Origin of the sequence: Streptomyces sp. NEAU-sy36 (assembly GCF_013423905.1) — a bacterium.
GTDB lineage: Bacteria > Actinomycetota > Actinomycetes > Streptomycetales > Streptomycetaceae > Streptomyces > Streptomyces misionensis.
In genome coordinates this window covers 7,808,379-7,835,242 of record NZ_CP058977.1, presented here as the reverse complement: position 1 = coordinate 7,835,242, position 26,864 = coordinate 7,808,379, and the positions used below count along the sequence as shown (strand labels likewise).

The window sequence follows — 26,864 nt, the reverse complement described above, 5'->3', positions numbered from 1 at the left end:
GTACGGCGGTGAGGGCACCCGGTGCTCGGGGCGCCCCCACCGCCGTACTGCCCTACTTCGCCTCGTCGTTGTCGATCCCCAGTCCCGGGAGCAGGCCCGGGAGGAGCGGGGGCAGGGTGACGTCGGGGGCGGTGGCCGGGGGCTTGGTGGTGGACGGGGTGCTGCTGTCGCCGCCCAACCTGGGCGGGTCGAGCAGGCCGCCCGTGTTGCCGCCCAGCAGGCCGTCGCCGGTGCCGTCGGTGGCCGTGCCGCTGGGGCCGCCGGGGGTGGAGTGGCCGGCGGAGGGGGTGCCGCTGGGCGACGCCGAACGGTGGCGGCCGGTGGCGCCGGTGGATGCCGAGCCCGAGCCCCGGTGCTTGCCGTCGCCGCCCTGGGTGGGCTGCTGCGGCAGCAGGGACTGGAGCGGGGCGACCTCCTGGTCTATGGCGTCGAAGACCGACGACACCTGTTCTTTGACGTCCCCGAGCTGCACCGGCAGCTTGTCGCTGAGCGCGCTCCATGCCTCGCGGTGGGACCGGGAGAACGCGGACAGCGCCTGGATCGGGCCCAGCGAGTCCGGGTCGGCCTCATAGGCCGCGTGCAGCAGCCGGTGGCCCTCGGTGACGTCGCGCTGCATCCCGGACAGGGTGCGGCGGATCTCGCCGATGGACTCGTGGTCGAGGTGCCCGCCGCGGCCGCGCTCCATCAGCCGGCGGGCCTCGCCGAGCCGGGTGGAGGCCTGGTCGAGGTAGGTCTGGCCGCGCTGGTCCTGGCCGTCGCTCAGGTAGTTGAGCTTGAAGTCCTCGATGCCGCGTTTCAGTCCGTACAGCGAGTCGCCGGGCAGCGCGTCGGAGCTCGCGGCGGCGACCCCGCCGAAGGCCCCGGCGGCCACGCCCACGCTGAGCCCGCCGGCCGCGAGGCCCTTGGTCAGCCTGGACCGCGGCCGGAGTTTGCCCAGCGGGCTCGCCCGATGCGCGCCCTTTGCCCGGCGCTGGCCCGGCACGGACACGTCCGCCGCCCCGGCCCCCTCCTGGAACATGGCCTCCATCGCGGCCACCAGCTGGGCGCGTTGGACGACCTTGACCTCGGGGTCGAGCTGCGGCTTGGGCAGCGCGCCGAGGCCGTCCGCGAGGGCCAGCAGCCGGCCCTGCTCGGTCGGATCCTCGGGGGCCGGCGGGGGACCCGCCGGTGTTGCGGACTGCTCGGCCGCCGTGTCCCGGTCGGACTGCTCCTCCAGGGCCTGGGCGAAGGCGTTCGCCCGCCGGTGCGCCGATACGTTCGCGATCACTGGCGGCACCTCCTCTCGTCATGACGGTCGACTCCCCAGGGGGTCCTGAGGGTTGCACACCCCGGCCTTCTCCACCCGATCGAGCGATGGGGTGGCCGGGAAGCGACCACAGGGAGCCTGTATCCCGCACAACGACTGGCGCGGCACTTGGGTTACGGACCCCGGATGATCGGTCCGGAAACGCAACCCGCGTTCACAGCAGGTGAGTTGACGGTCGCCCGCGGTCAGCGGACGTCGTCCGGCAGAAGCCGGGCGAGGGTGCGGACGGCGCGGTACTGGAGGGTCTTGATGGCGCCCTCGTTCTTGCCCATGACCCGGGCGGTCTCGGCGACCGACAGCCCCTGGAGGAAGCGGAGCGTCACGCACTCCTGCTGCTGAGGGTTGAGCCGCCGCACGGCGTCCAGGAGCGCGGCGTTCGACAGGGACTCCAGGACGGAGTCCTCCGGGGAGCGCTCGACCTCGTTGGCGTCGAGCATCTCGCCGGTGGTGACCTCCAGCCGGAAGCGGCTGGACTTGAAGTGGTCGGCGACGAGGTTGCGGGCGATCGTCACCAGCCAGGCGCCGAAGTCACGGCCCTGCCAGGTGAAGGTGCCGATCCTGCGCAGGGCGCGCAGAAAGGTCTCGCTCGTCAGGTCCTCGGCGGTCGCCCGGCCGCCGACGCGGTAGTAGATGTACCGGTAGACCGTGTCGCTGTACTGGTCGTACAGCCGGCCGAAGGCCTCGGCCTCCCCTGCCTGGGCGCGCTCGACCAGGTCCATCATCCGGGCGCTGTCGCTGTCGGCGGCCGGACGGCGGGCGGTGGCGGCGGAACCGGCACCGGCGGACCGCCCTCGTCTGCCGACGGCGGCGCCGCCGTCGGCCAGTGCGTAGCACGGGCCCGTGGGCGCGGCGGTGGCGAAGGCGGGGACGGCGTGCGCGGTGGGGACGAGGCCGCGCAGCGTCTCTTTGACCGTTGCGACAGTTGCGCGCAGCGTAGCCAGGCCCGAGGCGTCAACCCCGACGTGTGGGTACACGGGACTCCCAGAGGCAGAGCTTTCATCACGTGCAGTGCGGAACCGTTCACCCGTCGTAGCGACGGAGGGGTACCGGTTTGCGTCTGAGGAGAATAACGCTTCGTGCAGGGCCTGCTACACCGAGTTGCTCAAATCATCGATTGCGTCGCATCTGTTACCGATTGGCGCCCTGTCAAGTTCCGTAATCTGATCACTTGGTGACCGAAGGGCGACGTTTTTCGGCAAAGTCGAGTGCGTGTTGAAGTGACCGCGGCATAATTCCGGCCGCCGGGGCCGGTCTGGCCTGGGAGGACGGCGTCGCTCGCGGAGAGGTGCGGATTTATCGACGCCGTCGGCTGAGGGCGATCGCCGCGGCCGTGCCGCCGGCCACCGCGCCGACGCCCGCCGCGGCCGGGATGCCCACCTTCGCCGCCTTGCGGCCGGTGCGGTAGTCCCGCAGCCGCCAGTCCTTCTCCCGGGCGTGCTTGCGCAGCTTGGCGTCCGGGTTGATGGCGTAGGGGTGGCCGACGAGGGAGAGCATCGGGATGTCGTTGTGGCTGTCGCTGTACGCGGCGCAGCGGGAGAGGTCCAGCCCCTCCGCCATGGCCAGCGCGCGCACCGCCTCCGCCTTCGCCGGGCCGTGCAGCGGCTCGCCGACCAGCCGGCCGGTGTAGACGCCGTCGACCGACTCCGCGACCGTGCCGAGCGCGCCGGTGAGGCCGAGGCGGCGGGCGATCACCGTGGCGATCTCCACCGGTGCCGCCGTGACGAGCCACACCTTCTGGCCCGCGTCCAGGTGGGCCTGGGCGAGGGCGCGGGTGCCCGGCCAGATGCGGTCGGCCATGTACTCGTCGTAGATCTCCTCGCCGATGGTCTGGAGCTCGGCGACGCGATGGCCCTTGACGATGGAGAGCGCCGAGTCGCGGGCGTCCTGCATGTGCTCGGGGTCCTCGACGCCGGCCAGCCGGAACCAGGCCTGCTGCCAGGCGAACCGGGCCAGGTCGCGGGTCTCGAAGAACTTCCGCTTGTACAGGCCACGCCCGAAGTGGAAGATCGCGGCACCCTGCATCACGGTGTTGTCGAGGTCGAAGAACGCGGCGGCCTTGTCGTCGCCCACCACCGGGAACTGCGGTTCCTCCGGGGTCAGGGGCGCTTGCGGCCGGGCCTCCTCCGCCTCCTGGGAGGACTTGCGGGCGGCCTCCGCCGAGGCCTCGCCTGCCAACACGCTCCGCGCCGTGGCGGAGCGCCTACGGGGAGTGAGCCATCCGAGAGCGGCCATGTCGTGAGCATAGCCAGTCCGCCCGGTGCTTCCGGAGCCGAGAGGTTCGAAGGCCGTGAACTCTGGGTGAGGCGAGGGTTAAACCGGCGTGTGGCGGGCGGCGCGCGAGAATGGCCGGTATGAGTCCACTCTTCCGACGCAAGACCGAGAAGCCCGATCCCGGTGAGCGGCTGGTCACTCTCGTCCGCAAGCCGGGCTGCCATCTGTGCGACGACGCGCAGGCCGTGATCGAGAAGGTCTGCGGGGAACTCGGGGTGCCCTGGGAACCGAAGGACATCACCGAGGACCGGGCGCTGTACGACCGGTACTGGGAACAGATCCCCGTCGTACTGATCGACGGCGAACAGCACACCTTCTGGCGCGTGAACGCGGACCGGCTGCGCCGGGAACTGACCGAGTAGTCCAACTGGTCCGAAATTCGCTTAGGATCGATGGGCGGGTTGGTCTCGGGGGCGGGATTCGTGAGGAGCGTGGGCGGTTTTGCCCCCAGTAATGAAGGCACGCCGGTGGGTGGCCGCTGGTTCCCGCCAACGGCGTGAAAGATGCGTGACCCCGGTCACTTCTGCCGGGCAAATCGGACACCATCTTTGTGCACGCGTTCACAAAGACATAGCCTGCTTTCGACGGGGCGGTCTGGGGACGTATGACCGCCCGCAGCCCCGCTCTACCCGCAGGAGCACCGTGGCAACTGGCCGAACACACCGACCGGCGACCCGCAGCCGAGGGATTCCCGAGGCCACCGTCGCCAGGCTTCCGCTGTACCTCCGAGCCCTCACCGCGCTGTCCGAGCGCTCGGTACCCACGGTCTCCTCCGAGGAGCTGGCCGCGGCGGCGGGGGTCAACTCCGCGAAGCTGCGCAAGGACTTCTCTTACCTGGGCTCCTACGGAACGCGCGGTGTCGGCTACGACGTGGAGTATCTCGTCTACCAGATCTCCCGCGAACTCGGCCTCACCCAGGACTGGCCGGTTGTCATCGTCGGTATCGGCAACCTCGGCGCCGCCCTCGCCAACTACGGCGGGTTCGCCTCCCGCGGTTTCCGGGTCGCCGCGCTGATAGACGCCGACCCGGCGCTCACCGGGAAGCCGGTCGCCGGCATCCCCGTGCAGCACACCGACGAGCTCGAGAAGATCATCAAGGACAACGGGGTCTCCATCGGCGTGATCGCCACCCCGGCCGGCGCCGCCCAGCAGGTCTGCGACCGGCTCGTGGCCGCCGGTGTCACCTCCATCCTGAACTTCGCGCCGACCGTGCTGTCCGTGCCGGACGGCGTCGACGTGCGCAAGGTAGACCTGTCGATCGAACTCCAGATCCTCGCCTTCCACGAGCAGCGCAAGTCCGGCGAGGAGACCGCCGCCGGCGACGGCGCCCTGCCCGCCGCCGTCACCCCCCGCGACGACTCCGCCGACCAGGGGCCCGACGGGGACGTACCCGCGGTGATGCCGGCATGAGCCTCCTCGTCGTCGGACTGAGCCACCGCAGCGCCCCGGTCAGCGTGCTGGAGCGGGCGGCGCTGAACGCGGACGCGCAGACCAAGCTGCTGCACGACACGGTCGCCGCCGAGCCCGCCACCGAGGCCGCGGTGCTCGCCACCTGCAACCGCATCGAGCTGTACGCCGACGTGGACAAGTTCCACGCCGGTGTCGCCGAGCTGTCCACGCTGCTCGCCCAGCACAGCGGCGTCGGCCTGGAGGAACTGACCCCCTACCTGTACGTCCACTACGAGGACCGGGCCGTCCACCACATGTTCTCGGTGGCCTGCGGTCTGGACTCGATGGTCGTCGGCGAGGGACAGATCCTCGGCCAGATCAAGGACTCCCTGGCCCGCGCCCAGGAGCTGCACACCGCGGGCAAGCTGCTGAACGACCTGTTCCAGCAGGCCCTGCGGGTCGGCAAGCGCGCCCACTCCGAGACCGGCATCGACCGCGCCGGCCAGTCCCTGGTCACCTTCGGCCTGGAGCAGCTGGCCGCGGGCGGCGACGTCCGGCGCTGGGCGACCGGCCGCAAGGCGCTGGTGATCGGCGCCGGTTCGATGTCCTCGCTGGCCGCCGCCACGCTCGCGCGGGCCGGGGTCGCCGAGATCACCGTGGCCAACCGGACCTTCGAGCGCGCCGAGCGGCTCGTGCAGATCCTGCACGAGGCCGACGACAACGCGGTGACCGCCCGCGCGGTCCGGATGGACGCCGTGGGCGACGAGCTGACACGTGCCGACGTCGTCGTCTCCTGCACCGGGGCGACGGGTCTGGTGCTCACGGCGGAGACGGTCGCGCAGGCGGTCGAGGGCCGCACCGGGCAGCCGGCCGTCGCCGACGCCGCCCCGGCGGCCGTACCGACCGGAGCCCCGCAGCCGGGCGCCGACGAGAACTGCCCCCTGGACCTGGCCGCCGCCCAGCCCGGCTTCTCCGTGCTGGGCGAGGCCGCGGTGGCCGGCATGGACGCGGCCACCCTGGAGCAGCACGCGGCCTGGGCCGCCGGGGGCAACACGCGCCCGGCGGGCGGTCGTGCGCCCGAGGCGGACGCCGAGCTGATCACCGCGCTCGCCGCGACCGCCGCGACCGCGGGCCGGATCCCCGAGCGGCGCCGTCCCGAGCCGGTCGCCGAGCGTCCGGCGCCCTTCTTCTTCCTCCTCGACCTGGCCATGCCCCGCGACATCGACGCGGCCGTGCACCGGCTGGCCGGGGTGCGCCTGGTGGACATCGAGTCGCTCGCGGAGGCCTCCGCGGACGCGCCGATGGCGGCCGACGTGGACCAGGTACGGCGTATCGTCTCCGACGAGGTCGCGGCCTTCGGGGCGGCCATGCGGGCGGCGCACATCACCCCGACCGTGGTCGCGCTGCGCACCATGGCCGCCGACGTCGTCGCCTCCGAGATCGCACGGCTGCACGGCCGCCTGCCCGACCTGGACGAACGCCAGCGCGGCGAGATCCGCCAGGCCGTGCACCGCGTCGTGGACAAGCTGCTGCACGCGCCGACCGTGAGGGTCAAGCAGCTCGCGGCCGAGCCCGGCGGCGCCGGGTACGCGGACGCGCTGCGCACCCTGTTCGACCTCGACCCCGAGACGGTCGCCTCCGTCTCCCGGGCCGGGGACAGCACAGAAACGAAGGACCGACCGGCATGAGTGACAAGGCACTTCGACTGGGGACGCGGCGCAGCAAGCTCGCCATGGCCCAGTCCGGGCAGGTGGCGGACGCCGTCCGGAAGGTGACCGGGCGGCCCGTCGAGCTGGTCGAGATCACCACGTACGGCGACACCTCCCGCGAACACCTCGCGCAGATCGGCGGCACCGGCGTGTTCGTCGCGGCGCTGCGCGAGGCGCTGGCGCGCGGCGAGGTCGACTTCGCCGTTCACTCGCTCAAGGACCTTCCCACCGAGCAGCCCGCGGAGCTGGTCCTGGCGGCCCTGCCGGTGCGCGAGGACCCGCGCGACGTGATCGTCGCCCGCGACGACCTGAAGTTCACCGACCTGCCGCGCGGCGCCCGCATAGGCACCGGCTCCCCGCGCCGCATGGCGCAGCTGAACGCGTACGCCCGCGCCCACGGCCTGGACATAGAGACGGTCCCGATCCGCGGCAACGTGGACACCCGCATCCGGTACGTCCGCGACGGCGAGCTGGACGCGGTCGTACTGGCCGCCGCCGGGCTCAACCGGCTCGGCCGCATCGAAGAGGTGACCGACTTCCTGTCGGTCGACACGGTTCTGCCCGCCCCCGGCCAGGGGGCCCTGGCGATCGAGTGCGCCGCGGAGAACGCGGACCTGATCGCGGCGCTCGGCGAGCTCGACGACCCGTTCACGCGGGCCGCCGTGACCGCCGAACGATCACTGCTCGCCGCCCTGGAGGCCGGCTGCAGCGCACCCGTGGGTGCGCTGGCCGACCTGTTGGGCGACGGGCAGGTTGTCAAGGAAATGCGCCTGCGCGGCGTCGTCGGCACCACCGACGGCACCCGCATGGTGCAGCTGTCCACCACCGGTCCCGTGCCCCAGACGCACGAGGGTGCGCTGGCACTCGGTAGCGACCTCGCCACCGAGATGCTCGCCCAGGGCGCGGCCGGTCTGATGGGGGAGCGAGCACATTGAGCCCCACCGCCCTTCCTGCCGCCGGTCCGGAACACGGGCACGTCACCTTCCTCGGTGCCGGACCCGGGGATCCGGGACTGCTGACTCTGCGCGCCGTGGAGGCACTGTCGAACGCGGACGTCCTGATCGCCGAGCCCGAGGTGCTCGACGTGATCCGGACGCACGCGCGGCAGGGCGTCTCCGTCGTGCACACCGACGGGAACCTCTCCACGTCGCCACCGGGCACGGGCACGCCGCAGCTCACGGTCGTTGACGGCACGTCAGCCACCGCCGCTGCCCCGTCTCCTGCCCGGGATGCCGCTCATCTTGTCATGGAGGCCGTACGGGGCGGCAGGCGGGTCGTCCGTGCGGTGTCCGGGGACCCCGGACTCGACACGGACGCGGCCGAGGAGATGCTCGCCTGCGCCGCCGCCGGGGTGCCCTTCGAGGTGGTCCCGGGCGTGGCGGCCGCGGTGGGTGTGCCGGCGTACGCCGGTGTGCCGCTGCGGGACGCCGACGGCGCGGACGTGCGCTTCGTGGACGCCCGCAACGCCTCCGACCGCTGCTGGACCGAGGTCGGCGCCTCCGACGGCACGGTGGTCGTCTCCACGACCCTGGACGCGGTGGCCGCCGCGGCGGGCGAGCTGGTCTCGGCCGGCCGCAAGCCGGACACCCCGCTGACCGTCACCGTCGCCGGTACGACGACCCGCCAGCGCACCTGGACCGCCACCCTCGGCACCATCGCGCAGACGTTGAAGCAGGCCAAGGTGCTGCCCTCGCCGGAGGGCGGCCGGCCGGTGATAGCCGTGGTCGGCGAGCGCTCCGCCGCCGCCCGGCGCGACCAGCTGTCGTGGTTCGAGTCCAAGCCGCTGTTCGGCTGGAAGGTGCTCGTGCCGCGCACGAAGGAGCAGGCGGCCTCGCTCTCCGACCAGCTGCGTTCCTACGGCGCGGTGCCGCACGAGGTGCCCACCATCGCCGTGGAGCCGCCGCGCACGCCCCAGCAGATGGAGCGCGCGGTCAAGGGCCTGGTCACCGGCCGCTACGAGTGGATCGCCTTCACGTCGGTCAACGCGGTGAAGGCCGTCCGGGAGAAGTTCGAGGAGTACGGCCTTGACGCTCGGGCTTTTGCGGGTATCAAGGTGGCTGCGGTGGGCGAGCAGACGGCTCGCGCGCTGATCGCCTTCGGCGTGAAGCCGGACCTGGTGCCGAGCGGTGAGCAGTCGGCGGCGGGTCTCCTGGAGGACTGGCCGCCCTACGACCCGGTCTTCGACCCGATCGACCGTGTCTTCCTGCCGCGGGCCGACATCGCCACGGAGACCCTGGTCGCCGGTCTGATCGAGCTGGGCTGGGAGGTCGACGACGTCACGGCCTACCGCACCGTGCGCGCCTCGCCCCCGCCGGCCGAGACCCGCGAGGCGATCAAGGGCGGCGGCTTCGACGCGGTGCTCTTCACCTCGTCCTCCACGGTCCGCAACCTGGTCGGCATCGCGGGCAAGCCGCACAACGTGACGGTGATCGCCTGCATCGGCCCGGCCACGGCGAAGACGGCGGAGGAGCACGGCCTCCGAGTCGACGTCATGGCCCCGGAACCGTCCGTCCACAAGCTGGCGGAGGCCCTGGCCGACTTCGGCGCCAAGCGACGCGACGCGGCGCTGGAGTCGGGCGACCCGGTGACGCGCCCGAGCGAGCGGCGCCCGGGGGCGCGGAGGCGTCGTTCGACGACGTGAGGTTCTTCGCGGTCCTCGCCCACCCGCCCACCCCGAAGCTGTCGGCCGAAGGGTGGGCGGGTGGCTTTCCGCCCGTCAGTGCTTCGACGCGTACGGCAGGAAGCGCGCCCACGTGGTGGGGGCGAGGGTGAGGCGGGGGCCGGTGGGGTTCTTGGAGTCGCGGACGAGGATGCGGTCGTCGTCGGGGGTGGCCACCTCGACGCAGGACGGGCCGTCGGACGTGCTGTAGCTGCTCTTGACCCACTCCAGCTGGGGACCGGTCTTGAGGCTCATGTCTCTCCAAGTGCTTTGTCGATCAGGGCCAGTGACTCCCGTGGCGTGAGAGCCTGCGCTCGGATAATCCCATAGCGCATGTCGAGGGCAGTGGTCTCCTTTGGGGTGCAGAAGACCCGGCTGACGAGCGGTGCTTCGCTGAGCCCCACGTTGGTCCCGTCCTTGAGTTTGAGCAGCCGGAAAAGGCCATCGAGGCCGGAGTTCTCCTCGCTGCCAAGGGGAAGGACTTGCAGATCGACGTTGGGCAACTGGGCCACCTCCAACAACCGTTCGAGCTGCCCGCGCATGACCATCTTGCCCCCGAGTGGCCGACGGAGCGTCGACTCGCACAGCACAAAACTGAAGAGCGGCTCGGCCGTTGCGGCGTTGATGATCTCCTGACGAGCCAGCCGCGCGGCCACCCGCCGTTCCAGCTCCTCCACCGTGAACGGCGGCCTTCGTGATCCGATGACGGCCCGCGCGTACTCGCGGGTCTGGAGAAGTCCGTCCACGACGGAGTTGTTGTAGGAGCCGATCACCACCGCCTCGGCCTCAAGGCGCTTCACGTCCCGTACCTTCTTCGGGTAGCGGACCTCCTCCAGGTCCGTCTTCATCGCCGAGATCCTGCCGTTGGCGCCCAGCGCCTCGTCCGCCGCGTCCAGGTACTCGGGGCGGGGGATGCGCCGTCTGCGCTCCACGGAGGAGACCAGTTCCTCCCCGTACCCGATCAGTGCTCCGAACTCGGGCTGGGTGAGGCCCGCCGCCTCGCGCCACAGCTTCAACTGCCGGGCGACCGTGCGGATCACCGCCCCGGCCTCCTCGTCCTCCAGCTCGGCGTCCCAGTCGCTCACGTCTGCTGCCCTCCCGCCGCTCCCTCTATGGCCCAACCACGGGCGCCCGTGCCCGGTCACGCCGTACAGCCCGGACGGATCCGGCCGACGCGCGGACAGGCAGGGGCCGCACGGGCCCCTGGTATTCACAGGCTACGCACGGCTCGACACTCTGCGTGATGTGAACGAGCAGACTCAGCAGACCGTGCGGGCGCAGGCGCCGCTGCACCAGTTCTCCGTACCGCTGTCGGCCACGCGCCGGGGCGCCCGCCTGGCGCGGCTCCTCGCGGCCGAGCAACTGGACTCGTGGGGCGTGCCGTTGGACCCGGCGCGCCTGCTGGTGGCCGAACTGGCCACGAACGCGGTGCTGCACGGCCGGGTGGTGGGCCGCAGCTTCCGCCTGACCCTCGCGGTGCCCGAGCCGGGCGTCCTGCGCATCGAGGTCACGGACACGCGCGCGGAGGCGCTTCCGGTGCGTACGGCCACCGCCGCCCCGGCCGAGTCCGGGTACGGTCTCCTCCTGGTCGGGACCCTGGCCGACCGCTGGGGCGTGCGCCTCGGCCCGGTGCCGTGCAAGACGGTGTGGGCGGAGTGCGGGTTCGCTCCGCTCGGTGGCGCCGCGGACCGAGCACAGTGACGACGACTCCGCCGATGAGGCCGCCTCCCTCGCCAGGCGCCGGTTAAAGCGGATGCGGGTCGTCCTCTCCTCGGGTGAGGATCGCTCAGGACTCGCCGACGAAAGGGCAGGTATGGACGACAGTTCCCCGACGCGGCTCATCTTCCTCGCCGACGACGAGGGCAACAGCGTCACGGTCGACGTGCTGGGGCTCAACCCCCGGTGGGGTGCGGGACTGCGCGCCGAGATCGTCGTCCGGACGCCCTTCGTGTCCGGCCGGATCGACCTCGCGCTGTCGGCTTCCCGGCTGGCCGACTGGGCCGATGCGCTGGGCCGCCTCGACGCGGGCACCGACGTGGCGTGGATGGAGATGGAGAGGGGGCCGTCCCTCTTCGTGCTGCTCGACGGGGAACGGGGGTGCCCGGAGGTGGTGGTGGAGGACGAGTCCGGGTCCATGGTCACCGTGCGGGTGCCCGTCGTGCCGCCGGACGACTGGATCGCCGACCACCGCCGGCGGCTGCGCCGGGTCGTGGACCACTGGGTTCCGCGGCTGTCGGGTTAGGGACGCTCCGCGATGGCCACGCGGCTCGACCGGAGTGAGGTCCGCACGCGGGTCGGGCTGCCGACGTCCCGGGCGACGGTGAGGAGATCGTCGTCGGACACCACCCGCAGGCCGTGCTCCGCGAGCAGCGCGGCCAGCTGCGGCGGCTTCCACAGCGAGCGCCACGGCTCGCCCGAGGTGATGGAATCACCGAGTGCCCGGGACAGCAGCTGCCCGGCGGCCACCCTTGCCGAAGGTGACTGGTAGTTCACGACGAGCGCGCTGCCCGGGGCCGTACGGGCGGCGAGGGCGGCCACGGTGGCGCGCACCTCGTCGCGGGTGAGGTAGGGGACGACGCCCTCCCACAGCCAGTTCGTCGGTGCCGAGGGGTCGTGCCCGGCGGCGTCCAGGGCCGCGCCGAGGTCGTCGACGGCGAAGTCGACCGGGGTGAAGCGCACCGACCGGGCGACGGCCCGCGGTTCGGGTGCGGCCTCGGCGAGACGGGCGCGTTTGTCCTGCTGGGAGGCGGGGTGGTCGACCTCCCACACATCCGTCTGCGCGAGTGCGGCGAGCCGCCAGGCGCGGGTGTCCAGGCCGGCGCCGAGGATCACCAGCTGGCCGGTCGGGCGGGCGCGCAGTGCCTCGTCGATGGCGACCGTACGCGGCACGAGCAACTCGCCGCAGGCCCGCACCTTCTCGTACGCCGTGCGCTCCCGCCATCCCTTCGGCGGGGTGCCCGCGCGCACCTCGTCCACGGAAGCGCGCTCCGCGTCGCGCAGCAGCCGGACCGCCACCGGATCCGAGAACCGCTCCGTCCCGGCCCGCCCGTCCGCCACCGCCCGCCCCTGACAGACCAGCACCGCCGTCCCACTCGCCGCACGCCCGCTGTCGCCCATGGGGCCACATTCAACACCCGCCCGGACCTCGGCGAGAGGAAACGGCCTGCGGACGCCGTCATGCCGGCACCCGCAGGCCGAGCCGTACTACGGTGTCGTGCAGCTCATGCTGCCCGCGGGGAGGTTGTTGCCCGATGACGTCGCCGTGAAGCCGAACGTCGTCGTGCCGCCCGCCGGGATCGTGCCGTTGTACGCGGCGTTGCCGACCGTCACCGCGCCGCCCGAGCCGGAGGACAGGACGCCGCTCCACACGCTGCCGATCGTCGTGCCGCTGCCGGGTGTCCAGCCGACGTGCCAGCCGTTGATGGCCGAGTCGCCGTGGTTCATGACCGTGACGGTGGCCTGGAAGCCGCCGCTCCAGGAGCTGTCCACGTTGTACGTGGCCATGCAGGAGCCGGTTCCGCCGGTGGGCGGCGGGGTCGTACCGCCGCCGCCGTCCGGGGGCGGGGTCGTCGTGCCGCTGCCACGGATGCCCGTCACCTCGCCGTGGCCGCCGTCGAAGACGATGTCGGAGCAGGAGAAGAAGTTCTCGTTGCTGTCCGACCGCACCCACTGGATGAACATCAGCGCGTCGCCCGACCGGCCGGAGGGCAGTGTCTGGTTCCAGTAGTAGTGGCCGCCGTCCGTGCCCGGGGAGCCGGACGCCGGCGGGTTGGTGGTGGTCGAGACGAGCTGGAGGTCCGACCAGGCGAGCGGAGTCGTCGGCGACCAGCCCTGCTTGGTGATGTAGACCCGGAAGTCACCCGGGTGCGCGGCCCAGTTGCTGTACTGGAGCTGGATGGTGGAGCCCGAGGTCAGATGCGTCTTCGGCCAGTCGTTGCGGGCCAGGTTGTAGCCGCTGAAGTCGTACGGCGACTTGTTCCCGGCGCTGCAGATGGTGCCGTCCGGCACGTAACCCTGGCCCCGGCCGGCGGCGTTGGAGTCCAGCACCGCGAACCAGTTGTAGAGCGAGGTGGCACCGCTCTGCGCGATGGCCGCCGCACAGGCCGGGTTGGTCGGGTCGACCGCGCCGGTGCTGGTGATGGCGTCCTTGTAGCAGAGGTAGGTGCGCGAGCCGGGGAACATGGCGACGCCGTGGGCCGACGCGGATCCCGTACCGAGGAAGACCAGCCCTAACGCGGAGAGCATGGTGGCGACTGCTGCCAGCAGCGCCGACGTTCTGCTGCGTCTGATCATGGGGGAGGAGTGACCTTTCGCAGATCGGGTTGGGTGGATGTCGTGATCATGGTCATGACATACAGACCGATGGGAGCGCTCCCACCTTCGGAGGGTAGGGACGCATAAACGATATGTAAACCGTCTGGACAAAGTGGTCTTGGGCGGGGCGGAAAACGACCGGCCCGGGTGGGGCGGCCAAGTCGCCGCCCCACCCGGGCCGTTGGTGTGCCGTCGTGCGGTTACGCCGCCGTACCGCCCGCGTAGTCGCCGTCGAACGTCGTCTCGATGGTCTGCGCGACCGGCTGGGCCACGCCCGTGCCGGTCAGGATGATGCCCAGCTCCCGGTTGTTGGCGAGGGAGTTGCTGCTGATGTTCATGGAGCCCGCCTCGACCTCCTGGGTCGCGAGCCCGTAGTCGGCGACCATCGCCTTGGCGTGGATGTAGAAGCCGTTGGGGTCGGAGTAGCCGACGACCGTGCCGCCCGCCGCCTTGATCGCCGAGACCTCGCTGGCGTAGCTGGACGGGTCTTCGAGCACGACGCGGACCTTCACGCCCGCCTTGGCGCGGGCCACGATCGCGTTGACGACGGTGCTGTCGCTGAACTCCAGCTCCTGCACGTCGAGCGTCTTGGTCGCCGCGTTGATGAAGGACACCAGCCGGCTGCGCGAGTCGGTGGGGGACCACAGCAGGTGGTCGCCGTCGGTGGGGGTGACCGAGGTGCCGGCGTAGTCGGCGTCGAAGACCTTCTCGATCGCGGCGACGTCGCGGGTGTCGTCGGTGAACACCCCGTAGTCCCGGCTGGTCGAGTAGTACTGCGAGGTCAGATTGCCCGTCAGCACGAGGGACTTGGTGCCGTCCACCGTGATCGTCTTCTGGTGGGTGTAGACGTACGCGGTGGAGGACCACACCACGCCCACGCCCGCGTTCGTCAGCGTCGTGTACGCCGAGTTGTTGGCGGTCTTGTGCGCCTGGTCCAGGACGACCCGGACGGCGACCCCCTTCTTCTCCAGCGCGACGAGGTCGTTGACGGCCGTCGTGTCCTCCAGCTCGTACATCGTCATGTCGAGCTTGGTGGTGGCCGAGTTGATGAAGTCGTAGATCGTGGGCTGGCCGGTGCCGGCCTGGGAGAAGGCGAACGCCGAGTAGCTCGCCGCGTTCGCGGGTACGGCGGCGACGGCGACGGCGGTACCGGCGGCGAGAGCGACGGCGGCGCGGGTGAGGGCCTTCCGCAGCATTGCGCGGCTCCTTTTGGGAGGCAGAGGGTGGGTGTCGGGTGCATGACACCACGCGCGTAGAACGCTGAGGAGGCGTGCGGATCCAGAGATGGCCAGGGGGGCGCAAAAACTCGGTATCGGCGTTCCGGTTTGCCCCTCAATGGGGCGCCGCGGGGCCGACAGTGCGTCGGTAAAGGCGGGGGGTGCGCGGGCGTAGCGTAGAAGGCATGACGAAGTACGGATCCTTCCCCGGTACGCGTCCCCGGCGGCTGCGGACGACGCCCGTCATGCGGCGGATGGTCGCCGAGACGCGCCTGCACCCCGCCGACCTGATCCTGCCCGCGTTCATCCGCGAGGGCGTCAGCGAGCCGGTTCCGATCGCGACCATGCCCGGTGTCGTGCAGCACACCCGCGACAGCCTGAAGAAGGCGGCGCTGGACGCGGTGGCGGCCGGTGTCTCCGGGATCATGCTCTTCGGCGTGCCGGAGGAGGGCAAGAAGGACGGCCAGGGCACGGCCGGGACCGACCCCGACGGCATCCTCCAGGTCGCCCTGCGCGACGTGCGCGCCGAGGTCGGCGACGACCTCCTCGTCATGTCCGACCTGTGCCTGGACGAGTTCACCGACCACGGGCACTGCGGGGTGCTGGACGCCGAGGGCCGCGTCGACAACGACGCCACCCTGGAGCGGTACGCCGAGATGGCCCAGGTCCAGGCCGACGCCGGCGCCCACATCGTCGGCCCCAGCGGGATGATGGACGGCCAGATCGGCGTCATCCGCGACGCGCTCGACCAGATCGGCCGCGAGGACGTGGCGATCCTCGCCTACACCGCCAAGTACTCCTCCGCCTTCTACGGCCCCTTCCGCGAGGCCGTCGCCTCCTCGCTCCGCGGTGACCGCAAGACGTACCAGCAGGACCCCGCCAACTGGCGCGAGTCCCTGCGGGAGCTGGAGCTGGACCTCGCCGAGGGCGCGGACATGGTGATGGTCAAGCCGGCCGGACCCTACCTCGACATCCTCGCCCGGGTCGCGGACGCCGTGGACGTCCCCGTCGCCGCGTACCAGATCTCCGGCGAGTACGCGATGATCGAGGCCGCCGCCGAGAAGGGCTGGGTGGACCGGGACCGCGCCATCCTGGAGACGCTGACCGGCATCAAGCGGGCCGGCGCGCGCAACATCCTCACGTACTGGGCGACCGAGGCGGCCCGGCAGCTGCGCTAGACCCGGCGACCGGTGGCCGGGTCCGGCCGGGGAGCGTCCCGGACGGGCCCGGCCGTCGTCGCTCCATGGGTTCCATGGTCCCCGGGGACTCCGTGGACATCATGACCTCGATGGTTGAGGAATCAATTAGTTTTGGGTGCTGTTCACCCGGCATGAAACGCATCGGATTCCTCTCCTTCGGCCACTGGGCCGACAGCCCGCACTCGCGGACCCGCAGCGCCAAGGACACGCTGTTGCAGTCCATCGACCTCGCCGTGGCCGCCGAGGAGCTCGGGGCCGACGGGGCGTACTTCCGTGTGCACCACTTCGCCCGGCAGCTGGGCTCGCCGTTCCCGCTGCTCTCCGCGATCGGCGCGAAGACCTCGCGCATCGAGATCGGCACCGGCGTGATCGACATGCGGTACGAGAACCCCATGTACATGGCCGAGGACGCCGGCGCCGCCGACCTCATCTCCGGCGGCCGGCTCCAGCTCGGCGTCAGCCGCGGCTCACCGGAACAGGTCGTCGACGGGTGGCGGTACTTCGGGTACGCGCCCGGCGAGGGCGAGACCGACGCCGACATGGCCCGCAAGCACACCGAGGTGCTGCTGATGGTGCTCCAGGGCAAGGGCTTCGCCGAGCCGAACCCGCGCCCGATGTTCGCCAACCCGCCGGGGCTGCTGCGCATCGAGCCGCACTCCGAGGGGCTGCGCGACCGCATCTGGTGGGGTGCGGGCTCCAACGCCACCGCCGCCTGGGCCGCCGGGCTCGGCATGAACCTGATGAGCTCGACCGTCAAGGACGACGAGGGCGGCGCGCCCTTCCATGTGCAGCAGGCGGCGCAGATCCGGGCCTTCCGCAAGGCCTGGGCCGAGGCCGGCTGGCAGCGCGAGCCGCGCGTGTCCGTCTCGCGCAGCATCTTCGCCCTCACCGACGACCGTGACCGCGCCTACTTCGGCCGTGACGGCGACAGCAGCGACAGCATCGGCTACCTCGACGCCGACACCCGGGCGATCTTCGGCCGCACCTACGCCGCCGAGCCGGACGCCCTGATCGAGCAGCTGGCCGGGGACGAGGCGATCGCCGAGGCCGACACGCTGCTGCTGACCGTGCCGAACCAACTCGGCGTGGACTACAACAGTCATGTCCTGGAGAACATCCTCACCCATGTCGCGCCCGCCCTCGGCTGGCGCTGACCCCGACCGGCGGGAGCGGCCCATGAGCAAGATCCTGATCATCGGCGGGACCGGCTACACGGGCGCGAACATCGCCGCCGAGGCCGTGTCCCGGGGCCACCAGGTGGCGTCGTACTCACGGTCGGCGCCCAAGGCCCCGGTCGACGGGGTGACGTACACCCACGGCCCGGCCGAGGACGCCGTACGGCTGGTCCCCGGCCACGACGCGGTGGTCGCGGCCCTGTCGCCGCGCGGTGACCTGGTCGGCCGGCTGCTCGGCCTCTACCAGGAGGTCGCCGCCGCGGCGGCCGCCGACGGCGCCCGGCTGATCGTCATCGGCGGGTTCTCCTCGCTGCGCCGCGCGCCGGGCGAGCCCCGGTTCGCCGAGGGGGACGTGCCCGAGCAGTTCCGCTCCGAGGCGCGAGAGATGGACGCGGTACGGGAATGGCTCTCCGGCTCCGCGCCCGCCTCGCTCGACTGGACCCTGGTCTCCCCGGCGGCCGGCTACGGCTCCTGGGCCGCCGGGGAGCGGACCGGGACCTACCGCGTCGGCGGGGACGTCGCGTTCTACGACGACCAGGGCGGGTCGGAGATCTCCGGCGCCGACTTCGCGCTCGCCGTCGTGGACGAGATCGAGCGCGACGCACATCCCCGCGCGCACATCTCCATCGCCTACTAGAGCGGCTCCCGACGGGGTCCAAAGGGGCCGGGTCACCAGCTGGAGATGCTGGACAGGTCGCTCTGCCAGTAGGTGACCTCCAGCGAGCTGTCGTAGTACACGCCCTTCGCGGGCAGCGTCGGGTTGGCCGTCGCGCCGCCGTCGCTCTTCGGCGTCTTGCCCTGGAAGTACACGGTCAGCCGGCGGCCCGTCGTGCCGCCGTCGCCGCTGCCGTCGGCTGCGGACAGCCGGACCTCCGCGTAACCCGACTTGCCCGGCGCGAGAGTGGTCACCGCCTGCGGGTGGGTCGACTCGTCCGCCTGCGGCGCCCACTGCATCCCGTCGAAGCGCAGCACCGGGTAGTACGTCAGGTCGCAGTACTTCGAGCCGGTGTTCGTGACCGTGAGCAGCATGTGGTTGAGCGGACGGGACTGGAGCTGCGCGGTGACGCGGGTGTTGGAGCCGTTGCACAGCACCCGGTTGGCGGGGTCCCACGGCTCGGAGGCGCCGCCGGAACCCGAGCCGGAGCCGGAGGAGCCGCGGCGGGTGCCGGCGGAGGACTGCTTGGCGTTCGCGTGGCCGGTCGAGGAGGTGCCGGAGCCGGTCCCGTCCTTCGCCCCCGTTCCGTCCTGCCCGCCCTTCGCGTCGGCGGACGGCTGGTTGGCGTTCGGCGTTCCCTCGCTCGTGGTCGCCGACGGGGAGTGCTTGGCCGCACCCTCGTCCTGGGTACCCGTACCGCTGTCGCACGCCGTGAGGGCGAGGGCGGCGAGGGCGGCGCCGGCGACGGCGAGCAGCGGCGTACGGGTGCGGCGCATACGGGAGTTGAGCATGGCGCTTCTCGATTCCTGGTGGTGGAGTGCTTGGATGTCCACAGCCTGCGGGGCCGTTCGTCCCGCCCGCCAGCCCCGGCGGAGCATCCGGGACGCTGGAACGGTCAAATGGGCTGTGACCTGCAAGAACGTCCCTTCCCTGGAACGGGGGAACGGGACAGGGGAGGGGAAGGACCGTGTCGGAAAGCGCCGGGGGGACCGGATTCGCCGAGCTGTTGCGGGAGTTGAAGAACCGCTCAGGACACAGCTACGGCATGCTCGCCAAACGGCTCCACATGAGTACGTCCACGCTGCACCGCTACTGCAACGGGGACGCGGTACCGACGGACTACGCGCCCGTCGAACGCATGGCCCGGCTGTGCGGGGCGACGCCCGCGGAGCTGGTCGCACTGCACCGCAGCTGGGTGCTGGCGGACGCGCGGCGGGGACAGAAGTCGGCTGCCGGTGACGGTGTGACCGCCGAGGTTGCCAAGGCCGAGGTGACGGAAGAGGTTTCCGGGATAGGAGAGGCCGGGACGGAAGAGGGTGCCGGGGCGTCGGCGGAGGGGGCCGGTCCGCGATCGGCGCCCGCCGCCGGCCCCGCCCCGGAACAGGCGCCGGGGTCGGTGGCGGAACCGGCGGGGGGCCCGGAGCCGGAGCCCGTCCCGCCCGCTCCCCGTGCCCGCCGCCGTCGTCCCGCCCTGCTGGCGGCCGTGGCCGGTGCCGCCGTACTCGGTGCCGTGGCGGTCGCGCTGGTCGTGCCCGGCGGGGACCAGGACAACGATGGCAAGGGCGCCGATCCAGCGGCGGTCGCCGCGTCGGACCGGGCGCCGGCCACCGGTGCGGGCCCGAGCCGTCCCCGGGGCAGCCGCTCGCCCTCCGCCTCGGCGTCCGCCCGGCACCCCTCCGCCTCCGCAACCCCGGGCAACGCCGACGGACCGGACGCCGCCACCAGCGCGCCCCCGGACACGAGCGGCCAGGCGCCCGCCTCGGCGGCCCCCCTCACGGTGACCACGCACCCGTACTCCTGGGAAAGCCCCTGCTCCCAGCACTACCTGATCAACCGGCCGCCCGAGGACGTGAACCCGCCGCCCAGCGAGAACGGCGCGCCCGCGTGGGTCGCCGTGCACCAGGCGGTGTCGGCCGGGGAGCAGTTCGTCACGCTCACCGTGCAGGGCAGCGGGCGGGACACCGTGGTACTGGAGGGGCTGTCGGTACGGATGGCGGGCAAGCGGGCGCCGCTCGCCTGGAACGACTACGCCATGGGCTACCCCGGCGTCGGCTGCGGCGCCGGGGTGCCCACCAACTCCTTCACCGTCGCCCTGGACGCCGTACGCCCGGCCGTCCAGCCGGTGGCCGGGCAGCGCGGCTTCCCGTTCAGCGTGAGCGAGTCGGACCCGGAGGTCTTCTACATCACGGCGGACGCGTCGGCGTACGACGTCAGCTGGTACCTGGAACTGTCCTGGTCCAGCGGCGGGCGGCACGGCACCCTGGAGATCGGCGACAAGGGCCGGCCCTTCCGCACCAGCGGCAACAACGGGCGGCCCGCGTACGCGTTTCCGCTGGGCGGGGAGAAGTGGGCGCCCGCGCAGCAGTGACCCGGCCCCCGCGCCGCCCGCTTCCGTTCCGTGCCGTCCCGGGTCAGTCCCACCAGAAGAACCAGGTGGTCTCGCCGACCAGCTCCTTGGCGTAGGCGAGCAGGGTGCCGGTGCCCTGCATGACGTTGTCCGGGCAGAACGCGAAGTGCTCCGCCGCGACGGCCTCGGCCTCGGCCAGGTCGGCCGGCGGGGCGGCCACGGACAGCAGCAGCGCGTCGAAGCCGAGGGCGACGACCCGTATGCCGAACCGGTCCTCCCAGGAGCGCAGGACCGCGCAGAGCCGGGCCACGTCACCGTCGTGGTTCACCGGGCCGCTCCAGCCGAGCGCGGCCGGGATGTCGGCGGAGCGCCGGGCGGGGACGAGGGCGAGGCGGGGCGCGGGGAACACGGACTGGTGCTCGTCCGCGGTGAGTTCGTCGGCGGCGCGCGCGGCGCAGGTGCCCGGGTCGACGGTGAGCTTCCCGGCGGGGGCGGTCCCGGGCCAGTCGGCCGCGAACGGGGCGCGCACGTCCCCGAGTTCCTCGTCCTCCCAGTCCGTCTCCCAGTGCCCGGCGAGGACGTCCTCCGGGTCGTGATCGCCGGGATAGGACGTGTGCCGGGGCAGGAACGTCCAGTTCTCCGGGCCGCCTTGGGTGCCCGCGGTCTCCACGAGCACCGGCAGCAGGCCGGCCCGGGCGGCCGGTGCGCCGAGCGCGGTCCAGGTGCCGGGGGCGGCCGGCTTGTCCGCGAGCCAGCACAGGGGTTCGTGGTGCGGGCCGGCGCCGGTCTCGATCAGCCTGCCCGGCGGCAGTTGGAGCCCCAGGGAACGCCCGCTGGGCTCGGTGGCCAGCCGGGGCAGCGGGTTGGGAAGAGTCGCCATGCCGGTGACTGTAGGGGCGGGGTCTGACAACGCACCGCCCCGCGGTCTCGAAACTTTCGACACCCGCTCAGCCCATTCCTGTCGTGTCGTCTCCCGAGGTTCTGCGGAACCTGTGACACCCCTCTGAATCGCGGTTTCACCTGCCAATACGCCTATTCCTATTACGACTTGATGAAGCGAATGTTTCGAAATTTCTACCGAAACCATTGACTGTCCTTACCGGCGACCCAACACTGATGCCCCATCGCGCAGCGCGTCGCTCCACCCTCATCCGGCCCCACCCCGTTCCATGAGGAGGAAGCACGTCCATGAAGATCCGCAGCCGAAGAGAACGCGGTCCGCTGGGCCGCCTCACCTCGCTCTTCAGAGGTGCCTGCGCCGTCGTCCTGCTCGCCGTGGGGGCGCTGACCCTGCCCGGCACCGGGATCGCCCGTGCCGACACGGTCATCACCACGAACCAGACCGGCACCAACAACGGCTACTACTACTCGTTCTGGACCGACGGCGGTGGCTCCGTCTCCATGAACCTGGGCTCCGCGGGCAACTACAGCACCAACTGGAGCAACGTCGGCAACTTCGTGGCGGGCAAGGGCTGGAGCAACGGCGGTCGCCGGTCCGTCACCTACTCCGGCAGCTTCAACCCGTCCGGCAACGCGTACCTCTCGCTGTACGGCTGGACCTCGAACCCGCTGGTCGAGTACTACATCGTCGACAACTGGGGCACCTACCGGCCCACCGGCACCTACAAGGGCACCGTCACCAGTGACGGCGGGACGTACGACATCTACGAGACGACCCGCACCAACGCGCCGTCCGTGGAGGGCACCAAGACGTTCAACCAGTACTGGAGCGTGCGGCAGACCAAGCGGACCGGCGGCACCATCACCACCGGCAACCACTTCGACGCCTGGGCCGCCCACGGGATGAACCTGGGCAGCTTCAACTACTACATGATCATGGCGACCGAGGGTTACCAGAGCAGCGGCAACTCCAACATCACCCTGGACAGCTCGGGTTCGGGCGGCGGTGGCGGCGGCGGTGGCACCGGGGGCTGCACGGCGACCATCACGGCCGGACAGTCGTGGGACGACCGGTACAACCTCAACGTCTCGGTCAGCGGCTCCAGCAACTGGACGGTGACGATGAACGTGCCCTCCCCGGAGAAGGTCATGGCCACCTGGAACGTCAGCGCCAGTTACCCCAGCAGCCAGGTGCTCGTCGCCAAACCCAACGGCAACGGCAACAACTGGGGCGTGACCATCCAGAAGAACGGCAGTACGACATGGCCCACGGTGTCCTGCTCGGCGAGCTGACGCCCCGGTCCCAAGGAGGAGCACGCATGCGCACCGCCAGACTCGCCCTCGCCGTCACCGCCGCCCTCGCGGCCGCGACCGCGGGCACCCTGACCGTCGGAGCCGCGCCGTCGCAGGCCGCCACCTGCTCCGGATACGTCGGACTCACCTTCGACGACGGCCCGTCCAACGACCACACACCGGCCGTCCTCAACGCGCTCAAGCAGAACGGGCTGCGGGCCACCATGTTCAACGAGGGCCAGTACGCGGTCTCGTACCCGGCACAGGTCAAGGCCGAGGTCGACGCCGGGATGTGGGTGGGCGACCACAGCTACACCCACCCGCACCTCGTCCAGATGAGCCAGGACCAGATCGACTCGGAGATCTCCCGCACCCAGCAGGCCATCGCGAGTGCCGGCGGCGGAACGCCGAAACTGTTCCGGCCGCCGTACGGGGAGACCAACGCGACGCTGAAGGCCGTCGAGGCCAAGTACGGCCTCACCGAGGTGATCTGGGACGTCGACTCGGGGGACTGGAACGGCGCCAGCACGGACGCCATCGTCCAGGCCGTCTCCCGGCTCGGCAACGGCCAGGTCATCCTCATGCACGAGTGGCCGGCCAACACCCTGGCCGCCATCCCGCGGATCGCCCAGAACCTCGCGAGCCGCGGGATGTGCGCCGGGATGATCTCCCCGCAGACCGGCCGCGCCGTCGCACCGGACGGCGGCGGAAGCGGGGGCGGGGGCGGTGGTGGCGGCGGTACCGGCGGCTGTACGGCGACCGTCACCGCGGGCCAGGTGTGGGACGACCGGTACAACCTCAACGTCTCGGTGAGCGGTTCCGGCAACTGGACCGTCACCGCGAACGTACCGGCGCCCGAGAAGGTCATGGCCACCTGGAACGTGACCGCGAGCTATCCCAGCGCCCAGGTGCTGGTGGCCAAGCCCAACGGCAACGGCGACAACTGGGGCCTGACCATCCAGAAGAACGGCTCCACCACCTGGCCGACGTTCAGCTGCACGGCGAGCTGATCCCTAGGGTCTTTCGTTTGGATCAGGCCGGATCAGGGAGCGGGGTCTGGTGCGTGCAGATGCAAGGCGGAGGAGGGAGTCAACGCGGAGCATTGGCGACCGACGACAACGCCGCAGATGTGCGTGCCAGGCCCCGCGAGCCCGGCATGATCCAGACGAGAGGCCCTAGGCCAGGGTCGTGATGCAGAACGGGTGTCCGGCCGGGTCGAGGAGCACCGTCCACCGCCCCTCGCCCGGCTGGAACTCCGGCTTCGTGGCGCCGAGTTCCAGCATCCGCCGCTCCGCCTCGGCCAGGTCGTCCACCCCCAGCTCGATGTGGGCCTGCTTCCCACGGGCGGGGTCCGGCCAGGTGGGCGGGCGGTAGTCGGCGATCCGGGTGAAGCCGAGGCCGGCGGCGCCCTCCTTGCCGAGCAGGACGAAGTCGTCGGTGGAGAAGAGCACCGGGTAGCCCAGCGACTCGCCGTAGAACGCGGCGAGTCGCCGGGGGTCGGCGCAGTCGAAGGTGACGGCGGCGTAGCGGAAGGCGGGAGTGGAGTTCGTGGTCATGGACGGCACGCTACGACGGAACCAGGACAGTCACGGTCCTGGTCGTGCGGCGGCTGTGCGAGACTTCCGCCCGTGATGGCCTCGTGATAGCCGCGTCCGCCCGACTGCTGTCCCTGCTGTCCCTGTTGTCCGCCCGGCCGTCGTGGACCTGCGCCGAGCTGGCGCGGTCCCTGAAGGTCACCGACCGCACGGTCCGCCGGGACGTCGCGCGGCTGCGTGAACTCGGGTACTCGGTCGACTCCGAGGCGGGCCCCTGGGGCGGCTACCGGTTGCGCGCCGGCACCCGCGTGCCCCCGCTGATCCTGGACGACGAGGAGGCGCTGGCCGTGGCGGTGGGCCTGAGCGAGGCGGCCCTCAACCGGGCGCTGGGCAGCGACCAGGCCGCGCTCTCGGCACTGCTGAAACTCCGCCAGGTGCTGCCCCGCCGCATCGCGGACCGCCTGGGCGAACTGGACGACGCGTTCGTACGGCTGCCCGGCGCCGGCGGGTCCGGGGTCGGCCCCGGCCTGCTGCTGGAGCTGGCGGCCGCCTGCCGGCGGGGTGAGCGGGCCAGACTGTCGTACACGGACGCCGAGGGCCGCTGCACGGTCCGGGAGATCGACCCGTACCGGCTGGTGCACACGGGACGGCTCTGGTACCTGGTCGCCCGGGACGTGGCGCGCGGCGCGTGGCGCACCTTCCGCGCGGACCGCGTCGACCGCCTCCAGCCCACCGGTCACCCGGCCGACCTCACCGACCCCCCGGACCCGGCGCACCTGGTCTCCCGCAACATCGCGAACGGCCCCTATCCCCTCTCGGCCACCGTCCGCCTCCGCCTGCCCCTCGCCGAGGCCCTCCGCCTGATCCCCCCGACCATCGGCACCCACCGCCCCGACGGCCCCGACGCGACCGTCGTCGACATCGGCGGCCCCGACCCGGACGGCCTGGCCCGCTACCTGCTCACCCTGGGCACCCCGCTGCGCGTCCTCTCCCCGGACTCGGTGCGCCTGGCGGTGGCCCGCCGGGCGCGGGAGCTGGTGGAGGACAACGGGGAACGGCGGCCGGATGGCCGCGGAGACGGTCTCCGCGGCCGCTGAGACCCGGGGTCAGAGCTTCTCGGGCGTCCTGATGCCCAGCAGGGACATGCCCTGGTGCAGGGTGCGGGCCGTGACGTCGCACAGGAAGAGGCGGTTCTCGACCTGGGCGGGCGTCTCGGCCTTCAGGACCGGGCACTTGTCGTAGAAGGTCGTGTAGAGGGAGGCCAGCTGGTAGAGGTAGGCCGTCAGCTTGTGGGGGGCGAAGTCCTTGGCGGCCTCGGCGACCGTCTCCGCGAAGGCGTCCGCGTGCAGGCCGAGGGCGCGTTCGGCGTCCGCCAGGTCCAGCTCGGGGTGGGCGGCGGGACGGGTGTCGCCGGCCTTGCGCAGGATGGACTGGATGCGGGCGTAGGCGTACTGGAGGTAGACGGAGGTGTCGCCGTTGAGCGAGACCATCTGGTCCAGGTCGAACTTGTAGTCCCGGTTCGCCGACGTCGACAGGTCCGCGTACTTCACCGCGCCGATGCCCACCTGGGCGCCCCGCTCGGCGATCTCCTCCTCCGAGAGGTCCTGGGCCTTCTCGCGGACCACGGCCGAGGCGCGGTCGACGGCCTCGTCGAGGAGATCGACCAGACGGACCGTCTCGCCCGCACGCGTCTTGAACGGCTTGCCGTCCTTGCCCAGGACCGTGCCGAAGGCCAGCTGGTAGGCGGTCACGTCGTCGTTCAGCCAGCCGGCCCGGCGGGCGGTCTCGAAGACCATCCGGAAGTGCAGGGCCTGGCGCGCGTCCACCACGTACAGGAGCGTGTTCGCCTTGAGGTTGAAGACGCGGTCTCGGATCGCGGAGAGGTCGGTGGCCGCGTAGCCGTAGCCGCCGTCGGACTTCTGGACGATCAGCGGCACCGGGTTGCCGTCCGGGCCCTTGATGTCGTCGAAGAAGACGCAGAGCGCGCCCTCGGAGCGGACCGCGACGCCGGACTCCTCCAGCAGGCGGCAGGTCTCGGCCAGCATGTCGTTGTACCCGGACTCGCCGACGATGTCCGCGTCCCGGATCTCCATGTCCAGCTTCTCGAAGACGGAGAAGAAGTAGATCTTCGACTCGTCCACGAACTTCTGCCAGATCGCGAGCGTGCGCGGGTCGCCGGCCTGGAGGTCGACCACCCGGCGGCGGGCGCGGGTCTTGAACTCCTCGTCGGAGTCGAAGAGCCCCCGGGCGGCCTTGTAGAGGCGGTCCAGGTTGGACATCGCCTCCTCGCCGGAGGCGGCGGTGTCCTTGGCGGACCGCTTGTGGTCCAGCTCGTGCGGGTGCTCGTCCAGGTACTGGATGAGCATGCCGAACTGGGTGCCCCAGTCGCCGATGTGGTGGCGGCGGATCACGGTCTCGCCGGTGAACTCCAGGAGCTGGACGACCGAGTCGCCGATCACCGCGGAGCGCAGGTGGCCGACGTGCATCTCCTTCGCCACGTTCGGCTGCGCGTAGTCGATCACCGTGGTGCCCGGGTCCGCGCTGAACGGGACGCCGAGGCGGCCGGCCTCGTCCGCGTACCGCGCGGCAAGGTTCTCGGTGATCGCCCGGTCGGAGACGGTGATGTTGAGGAAGCCGGGACCGGAGACCTCGATGTCCTTGATCACCGAACCGGTGGTCACCTGGGCGACGACCTGGGTGGCCAGCTCGCGCGGGTTGGCCTTCGCCTTCTTGGCGAGGGCCAGGATGCCGTTGGCCTGGAAGTCGGCCCGGTCGCTTCGTCGCAGCAGCGGGTCCGCGTCGGCGGCCTCCGGCAGGGTGGCCGAGAGGGCGGACGCGAGGTGCTGCTGGACGGAGTCGCTGAGGGACGTGACCGAGGCCATAGGTGGAGTGCCG

The 26,864-nt window shown here is 71.7% G+C and carries 26 protein-coding genes; 14 read left to right on the top strand and 12 right to left on the bottom strand.

The genetic code is table 11. The features are described from left to right. Positions 1–52 precede the first annotated feature (52 nt). From HZZ00_RS34405 to HZZ00_RS34395, 3 genes are all read right to left on the bottom strand, one after another. Complete coding sequence (locus HZZ00_RS34405; protein WP_180329971.1) at positions 53–1,267, bottom strand: DUF5667 domain-containing protein; 1,215 nt, start codon at positions 1,265–1,267, stop codon at positions 53–55. Between the two features lie 224 nt (positions 1,268–1,491). Beyond that, positions 1,492–2,280 (bottom strand): ECF subfamily RNA polymerase sigma factor, BldN family, encoded by a 789-nt coding sequence (locus HZZ00_RS34400; RefSeq protein ID WP_180329970.1) that lies wholly within the window; start codon positions 2,278–2,280, stop codon positions 1,492–1,494. A 319-nt stretch (positions 2,281–2,599) separates the two neighbouring features. After that, entirely contained in the window at positions 2,600–3,538 is a 939-nt protein-coding gene (locus tag HZZ00_RS34395) for an HAD family phosphatase (RefSeq protein WP_180329969.1), read from the bottom strand. Between the two features lie 110 nt (positions 3,539–3,648). Here HZZ00_RS34395 and HZZ00_RS34390 point away from each other — a divergent pair, with 110 nt between their 5' ends. The 5 genes from HZZ00_RS34390 to HZZ00_RS34370 all read left to right on the top strand — a co-directional run bounded on the left by HZZ00_RS34390 (position 3,649) and on the right by HZZ00_RS34370 (position 9,316). Further along, positions 3,649–3,939 (top strand): glutaredoxin family protein, encoded by a 291-nt coding sequence (locus tag HZZ00_RS34390; protein WP_180329968.1) that lies wholly within the window; start codon positions 3,649–3,651, stop codon positions 3,937–3,939. 280 nt (positions 3,940–4,219) lie between these two features. Continuing rightward, a complete protein-coding gene (locus HZZ00_RS34385) occupies positions 4,220–4,987 on the top strand; it encodes a redox-sensing transcriptional repressor Rex (RefSeq protein WP_070022636.1) in 768 nt (255 codons plus the stop codon). Continuing rightward, complete coding sequence (locus tag HZZ00_RS34380) at positions 4,984–6,654, top strand: glutamyl-tRNA reductase (RefSeq protein WP_180329967.1); 1,671 nt, start codon at positions 4,984–4,986, stop codon at positions 6,652–6,654. The genes HZZ00_RS34385 and HZZ00_RS34380 overlap by 4 nt, the downstream gene beginning before the upstream one ends. Further along, positions 6,651–7,610, top strand: a complete 960-nt coding sequence (hemC, locus tag HZZ00_RS34375; protein ID WP_070022633.1) for a hydroxymethylbilane synthase — start codon at positions 6,651–6,653, stop codon at positions 7,608–7,610. The genes HZZ00_RS34380 and hemC overlap by 4 nt, the downstream gene beginning before the upstream one ends. Then, a complete protein-coding gene (locus HZZ00_RS34370) occupies positions 7,607–9,316 on the top strand; it encodes a bifunctional uroporphyrinogen-III C-methyltransferase/uroporphyrinogen-III synthase (protein WP_070022632.1) in 1,710 nt (569 codons plus the stop codon). Before hemC ends, HZZ00_RS34370 begins: the two co-directional genes overlap by 4 nt. Positions 9,317–9,391: 75 nt before the next feature. Here the strand turns inward: HZZ00_RS34370 and HZZ00_RS34365 are convergent, their stop codons facing one another. Further along, on the bottom strand, positions 9,392–9,589 hold the full coding sequence (locus HZZ00_RS34365) for a DUF397 domain-containing protein (RefSeq protein ID WP_180329966.1): 198 nt from the start codon (positions 9,587–9,589) through the stop codon (positions 9,392–9,394). Beyond that, a complete protein-coding gene (locus HZZ00_RS34360) occupies positions 9,586–10,419 on the bottom strand; it encodes a DUF5753 domain-containing protein (RefSeq protein WP_180329965.1) in 834 nt (277 codons plus the stop codon). Before HZZ00_RS34360 ends, HZZ00_RS34365 begins: the two co-directional genes overlap by 4 nt. 160 nt (positions 10,420–10,579) lie before the next feature. On the opposite strand from HZZ00_RS34360, the gene HZZ00_RS34355 reads away from it, so the two are divergent. Together HZZ00_RS34355 and HZZ00_RS34350 are read left to right on the top strand one after the other, a co-directional pair. Beyond that, positions 10,580–11,035: an ATP-binding protein gene (locus tag HZZ00_RS34355; RefSeq protein WP_374028502.1), complete on the top strand. Its 456-nt coding sequence runs from the start codon at positions 10,580–10,582 to the stop codon at positions 11,033–11,035. Between the two features lie 112 nt (positions 11,036–11,147). Next, positions 11,148–11,576 carry a DUF5959 family protein gene (locus tag HZZ00_RS34350; RefSeq protein WP_180329964.1) on the top strand — a complete coding sequence of 143 codons (429 nt, stop codon included), beginning with the start codon at positions 11,148–11,150 and terminating at the stop codon, positions 11,574–11,576. On the opposite strand, the gene HZZ00_RS34345 is transcribed toward HZZ00_RS34350, so the two are convergent. The 3 genes from HZZ00_RS34345 to HZZ00_RS34335 all read right to left on the bottom strand — a co-directional run bounded on the left by HZZ00_RS34345 (position 11,573) and on the right by HZZ00_RS34335 (position 14,844). Continuing rightward, positions 11,573–12,451, bottom strand: a complete 879-nt coding sequence (locus HZZ00_RS34345) for a class I SAM-dependent methyltransferase (protein ID WP_180329963.1) — start codon at positions 12,449–12,451, stop codon at positions 11,573–11,575. The two genes, HZZ00_RS34350 and HZZ00_RS34345, sit on opposite strands and share 4 nt — an antisense overlap. Positions 12,452–12,538: 87 nt before the next feature. Then, positions 12,539–13,627 (bottom strand): lytic polysaccharide monooxygenase, encoded by a 1,089-nt coding sequence (locus HZZ00_RS34340; protein ID WP_180329962.1) that lies wholly within the window; start codon positions 13,625–13,627, stop codon positions 12,539–12,541. Positions 13,628–13,848: 221 nt separating this feature from the next. Further along, on the bottom strand, positions 13,849–14,844 hold the full coding sequence (locus HZZ00_RS34335) for a phospholipase D-like domain-containing protein (protein WP_180329961.1): 996 nt from the start codon (positions 14,842–14,844) through the stop codon (positions 13,849–13,851). A 206-nt stretch (positions 14,845–15,050) separates the two neighbouring features. Here HZZ00_RS34335 and hemB point away from each other — a divergent pair, with 206 nt between their 5' ends. The 3 genes from hemB (at position 15,051) to HZZ00_RS34320 (ending at position 17,876) form a co-directional block, all read left to right on the top strand. Continuing rightward, positions 15,051–16,043, top strand: a complete 993-nt coding sequence (gene hemB, locus HZZ00_RS34330; protein ID WP_070022621.1) for a porphobilinogen synthase — start codon at positions 15,051–15,053, stop codon at positions 16,041–16,043. Positions 16,044–16,195: 152 nt separating this feature from the next. After that, entirely contained in the window at positions 16,196–17,218 is a 1,023-nt protein-coding gene (locus HZZ00_RS34325; protein ID WP_070025263.1) for an LLM class flavin-dependent oxidoreductase, read from the top strand. A 22-nt stretch (positions 17,219–17,240) separates the two neighbouring features. Continuing rightward, positions 17,241–17,876 (top strand): NAD(P)-dependent oxidoreductase, encoded by a 636-nt coding sequence (locus HZZ00_RS34320; protein WP_180329960.1) that lies wholly within the window; start codon positions 17,241–17,243, stop codon positions 17,874–17,876. A 32-nt stretch (positions 17,877–17,908) separates the two neighbouring features. Here HZZ00_RS34320 and HZZ00_RS34315 read toward each other — a convergent pair whose 3' ends face one another. Next, a complete protein-coding gene (locus HZZ00_RS34315; protein WP_257585519.1) occupies positions 17,909–18,685 on the bottom strand; it encodes a DUF4232 domain-containing protein in 777 nt (258 codons plus the stop codon). 176 nt (positions 18,686–18,861) lie between these two features. Here HZZ00_RS34315 and HZZ00_RS34310 point away from each other — a divergent pair, with 176 nt between their 5' ends. After that, entirely contained in the window at positions 18,862–20,262 is a 1,401-nt protein-coding gene (locus HZZ00_RS34310) for a transcriptional regulator (protein ID WP_180329959.1), read from the top strand. 43 nt (positions 20,263–20,305) lie between these two features. Here the strand turns inward: HZZ00_RS34310 and HZZ00_RS34305 are convergent, their stop codons facing one another. Continuing rightward, positions 20,306–21,121, bottom strand: coding sequence for a DUF4253 domain-containing protein (locus HZZ00_RS34305; protein WP_180329958.1), 816 nt, complete (start codon positions 21,119–21,121; stop codon positions 20,306–20,308). Between the two features lie 308 nt (positions 21,122–21,429). Here HZZ00_RS34305 and HZZ00_RS34300 point away from each other — a divergent pair, with 308 nt between their 5' ends. Both HZZ00_RS34300 and HZZ00_RS34295 read left to right on the top strand, forming a co-directional pair. Continuing rightward, complete coding sequence (locus HZZ00_RS34300) at positions 21,430–22,434, top strand: glycoside hydrolase family 11 protein (protein ID WP_180329957.1); 1,005 nt, start codon at positions 21,430–21,432, stop codon at positions 22,432–22,434. 26 nt (positions 22,435–22,460) lie between these two features. Further along, a complete protein-coding gene (locus HZZ00_RS34295; RefSeq protein WP_180329956.1) occupies positions 22,461–23,444 on the top strand; it encodes a polysaccharide deacetylase family protein in 984 nt (327 codons plus the stop codon). Positions 23,445–23,609: 165 nt separating this feature from the next. On the opposite strand, the gene HZZ00_RS34290 is transcribed toward HZZ00_RS34295, so the two are convergent. Continuing rightward, positions 23,610–23,990: a VOC family protein gene (locus HZZ00_RS34290; protein WP_180329955.1), complete on the bottom strand. Its 381-nt coding sequence runs from the start codon at positions 23,988–23,990 to the stop codon at positions 23,610–23,612. A gap of 83 nt (positions 23,991–24,073) precedes the next feature. Here HZZ00_RS34290 and HZZ00_RS34285 point away from each other — a divergent pair, with 83 nt between their 5' ends. Then, positions 24,074–25,066: a YafY family protein gene (locus tag HZZ00_RS34285; RefSeq protein WP_180329954.1), complete on the top strand. Its 993-nt coding sequence runs from the start codon at positions 24,074–24,076 to the stop codon at positions 25,064–25,066. 9 nt (positions 25,067–25,075) lie between these two features. Here HZZ00_RS34285 and argS read toward each other — a convergent pair whose 3' ends face one another. Continuing rightward, positions 25,076–26,851 (bottom strand): arginine--tRNA ligase, encoded by a 1,776-nt coding sequence (gene argS, locus HZZ00_RS34280; RefSeq protein WP_180333823.1) that lies wholly within the window; start codon positions 26,849–26,851, stop codon positions 25,076–25,078. Positions 26,852–26,864 lie beyond the last annotated feature (13 nt).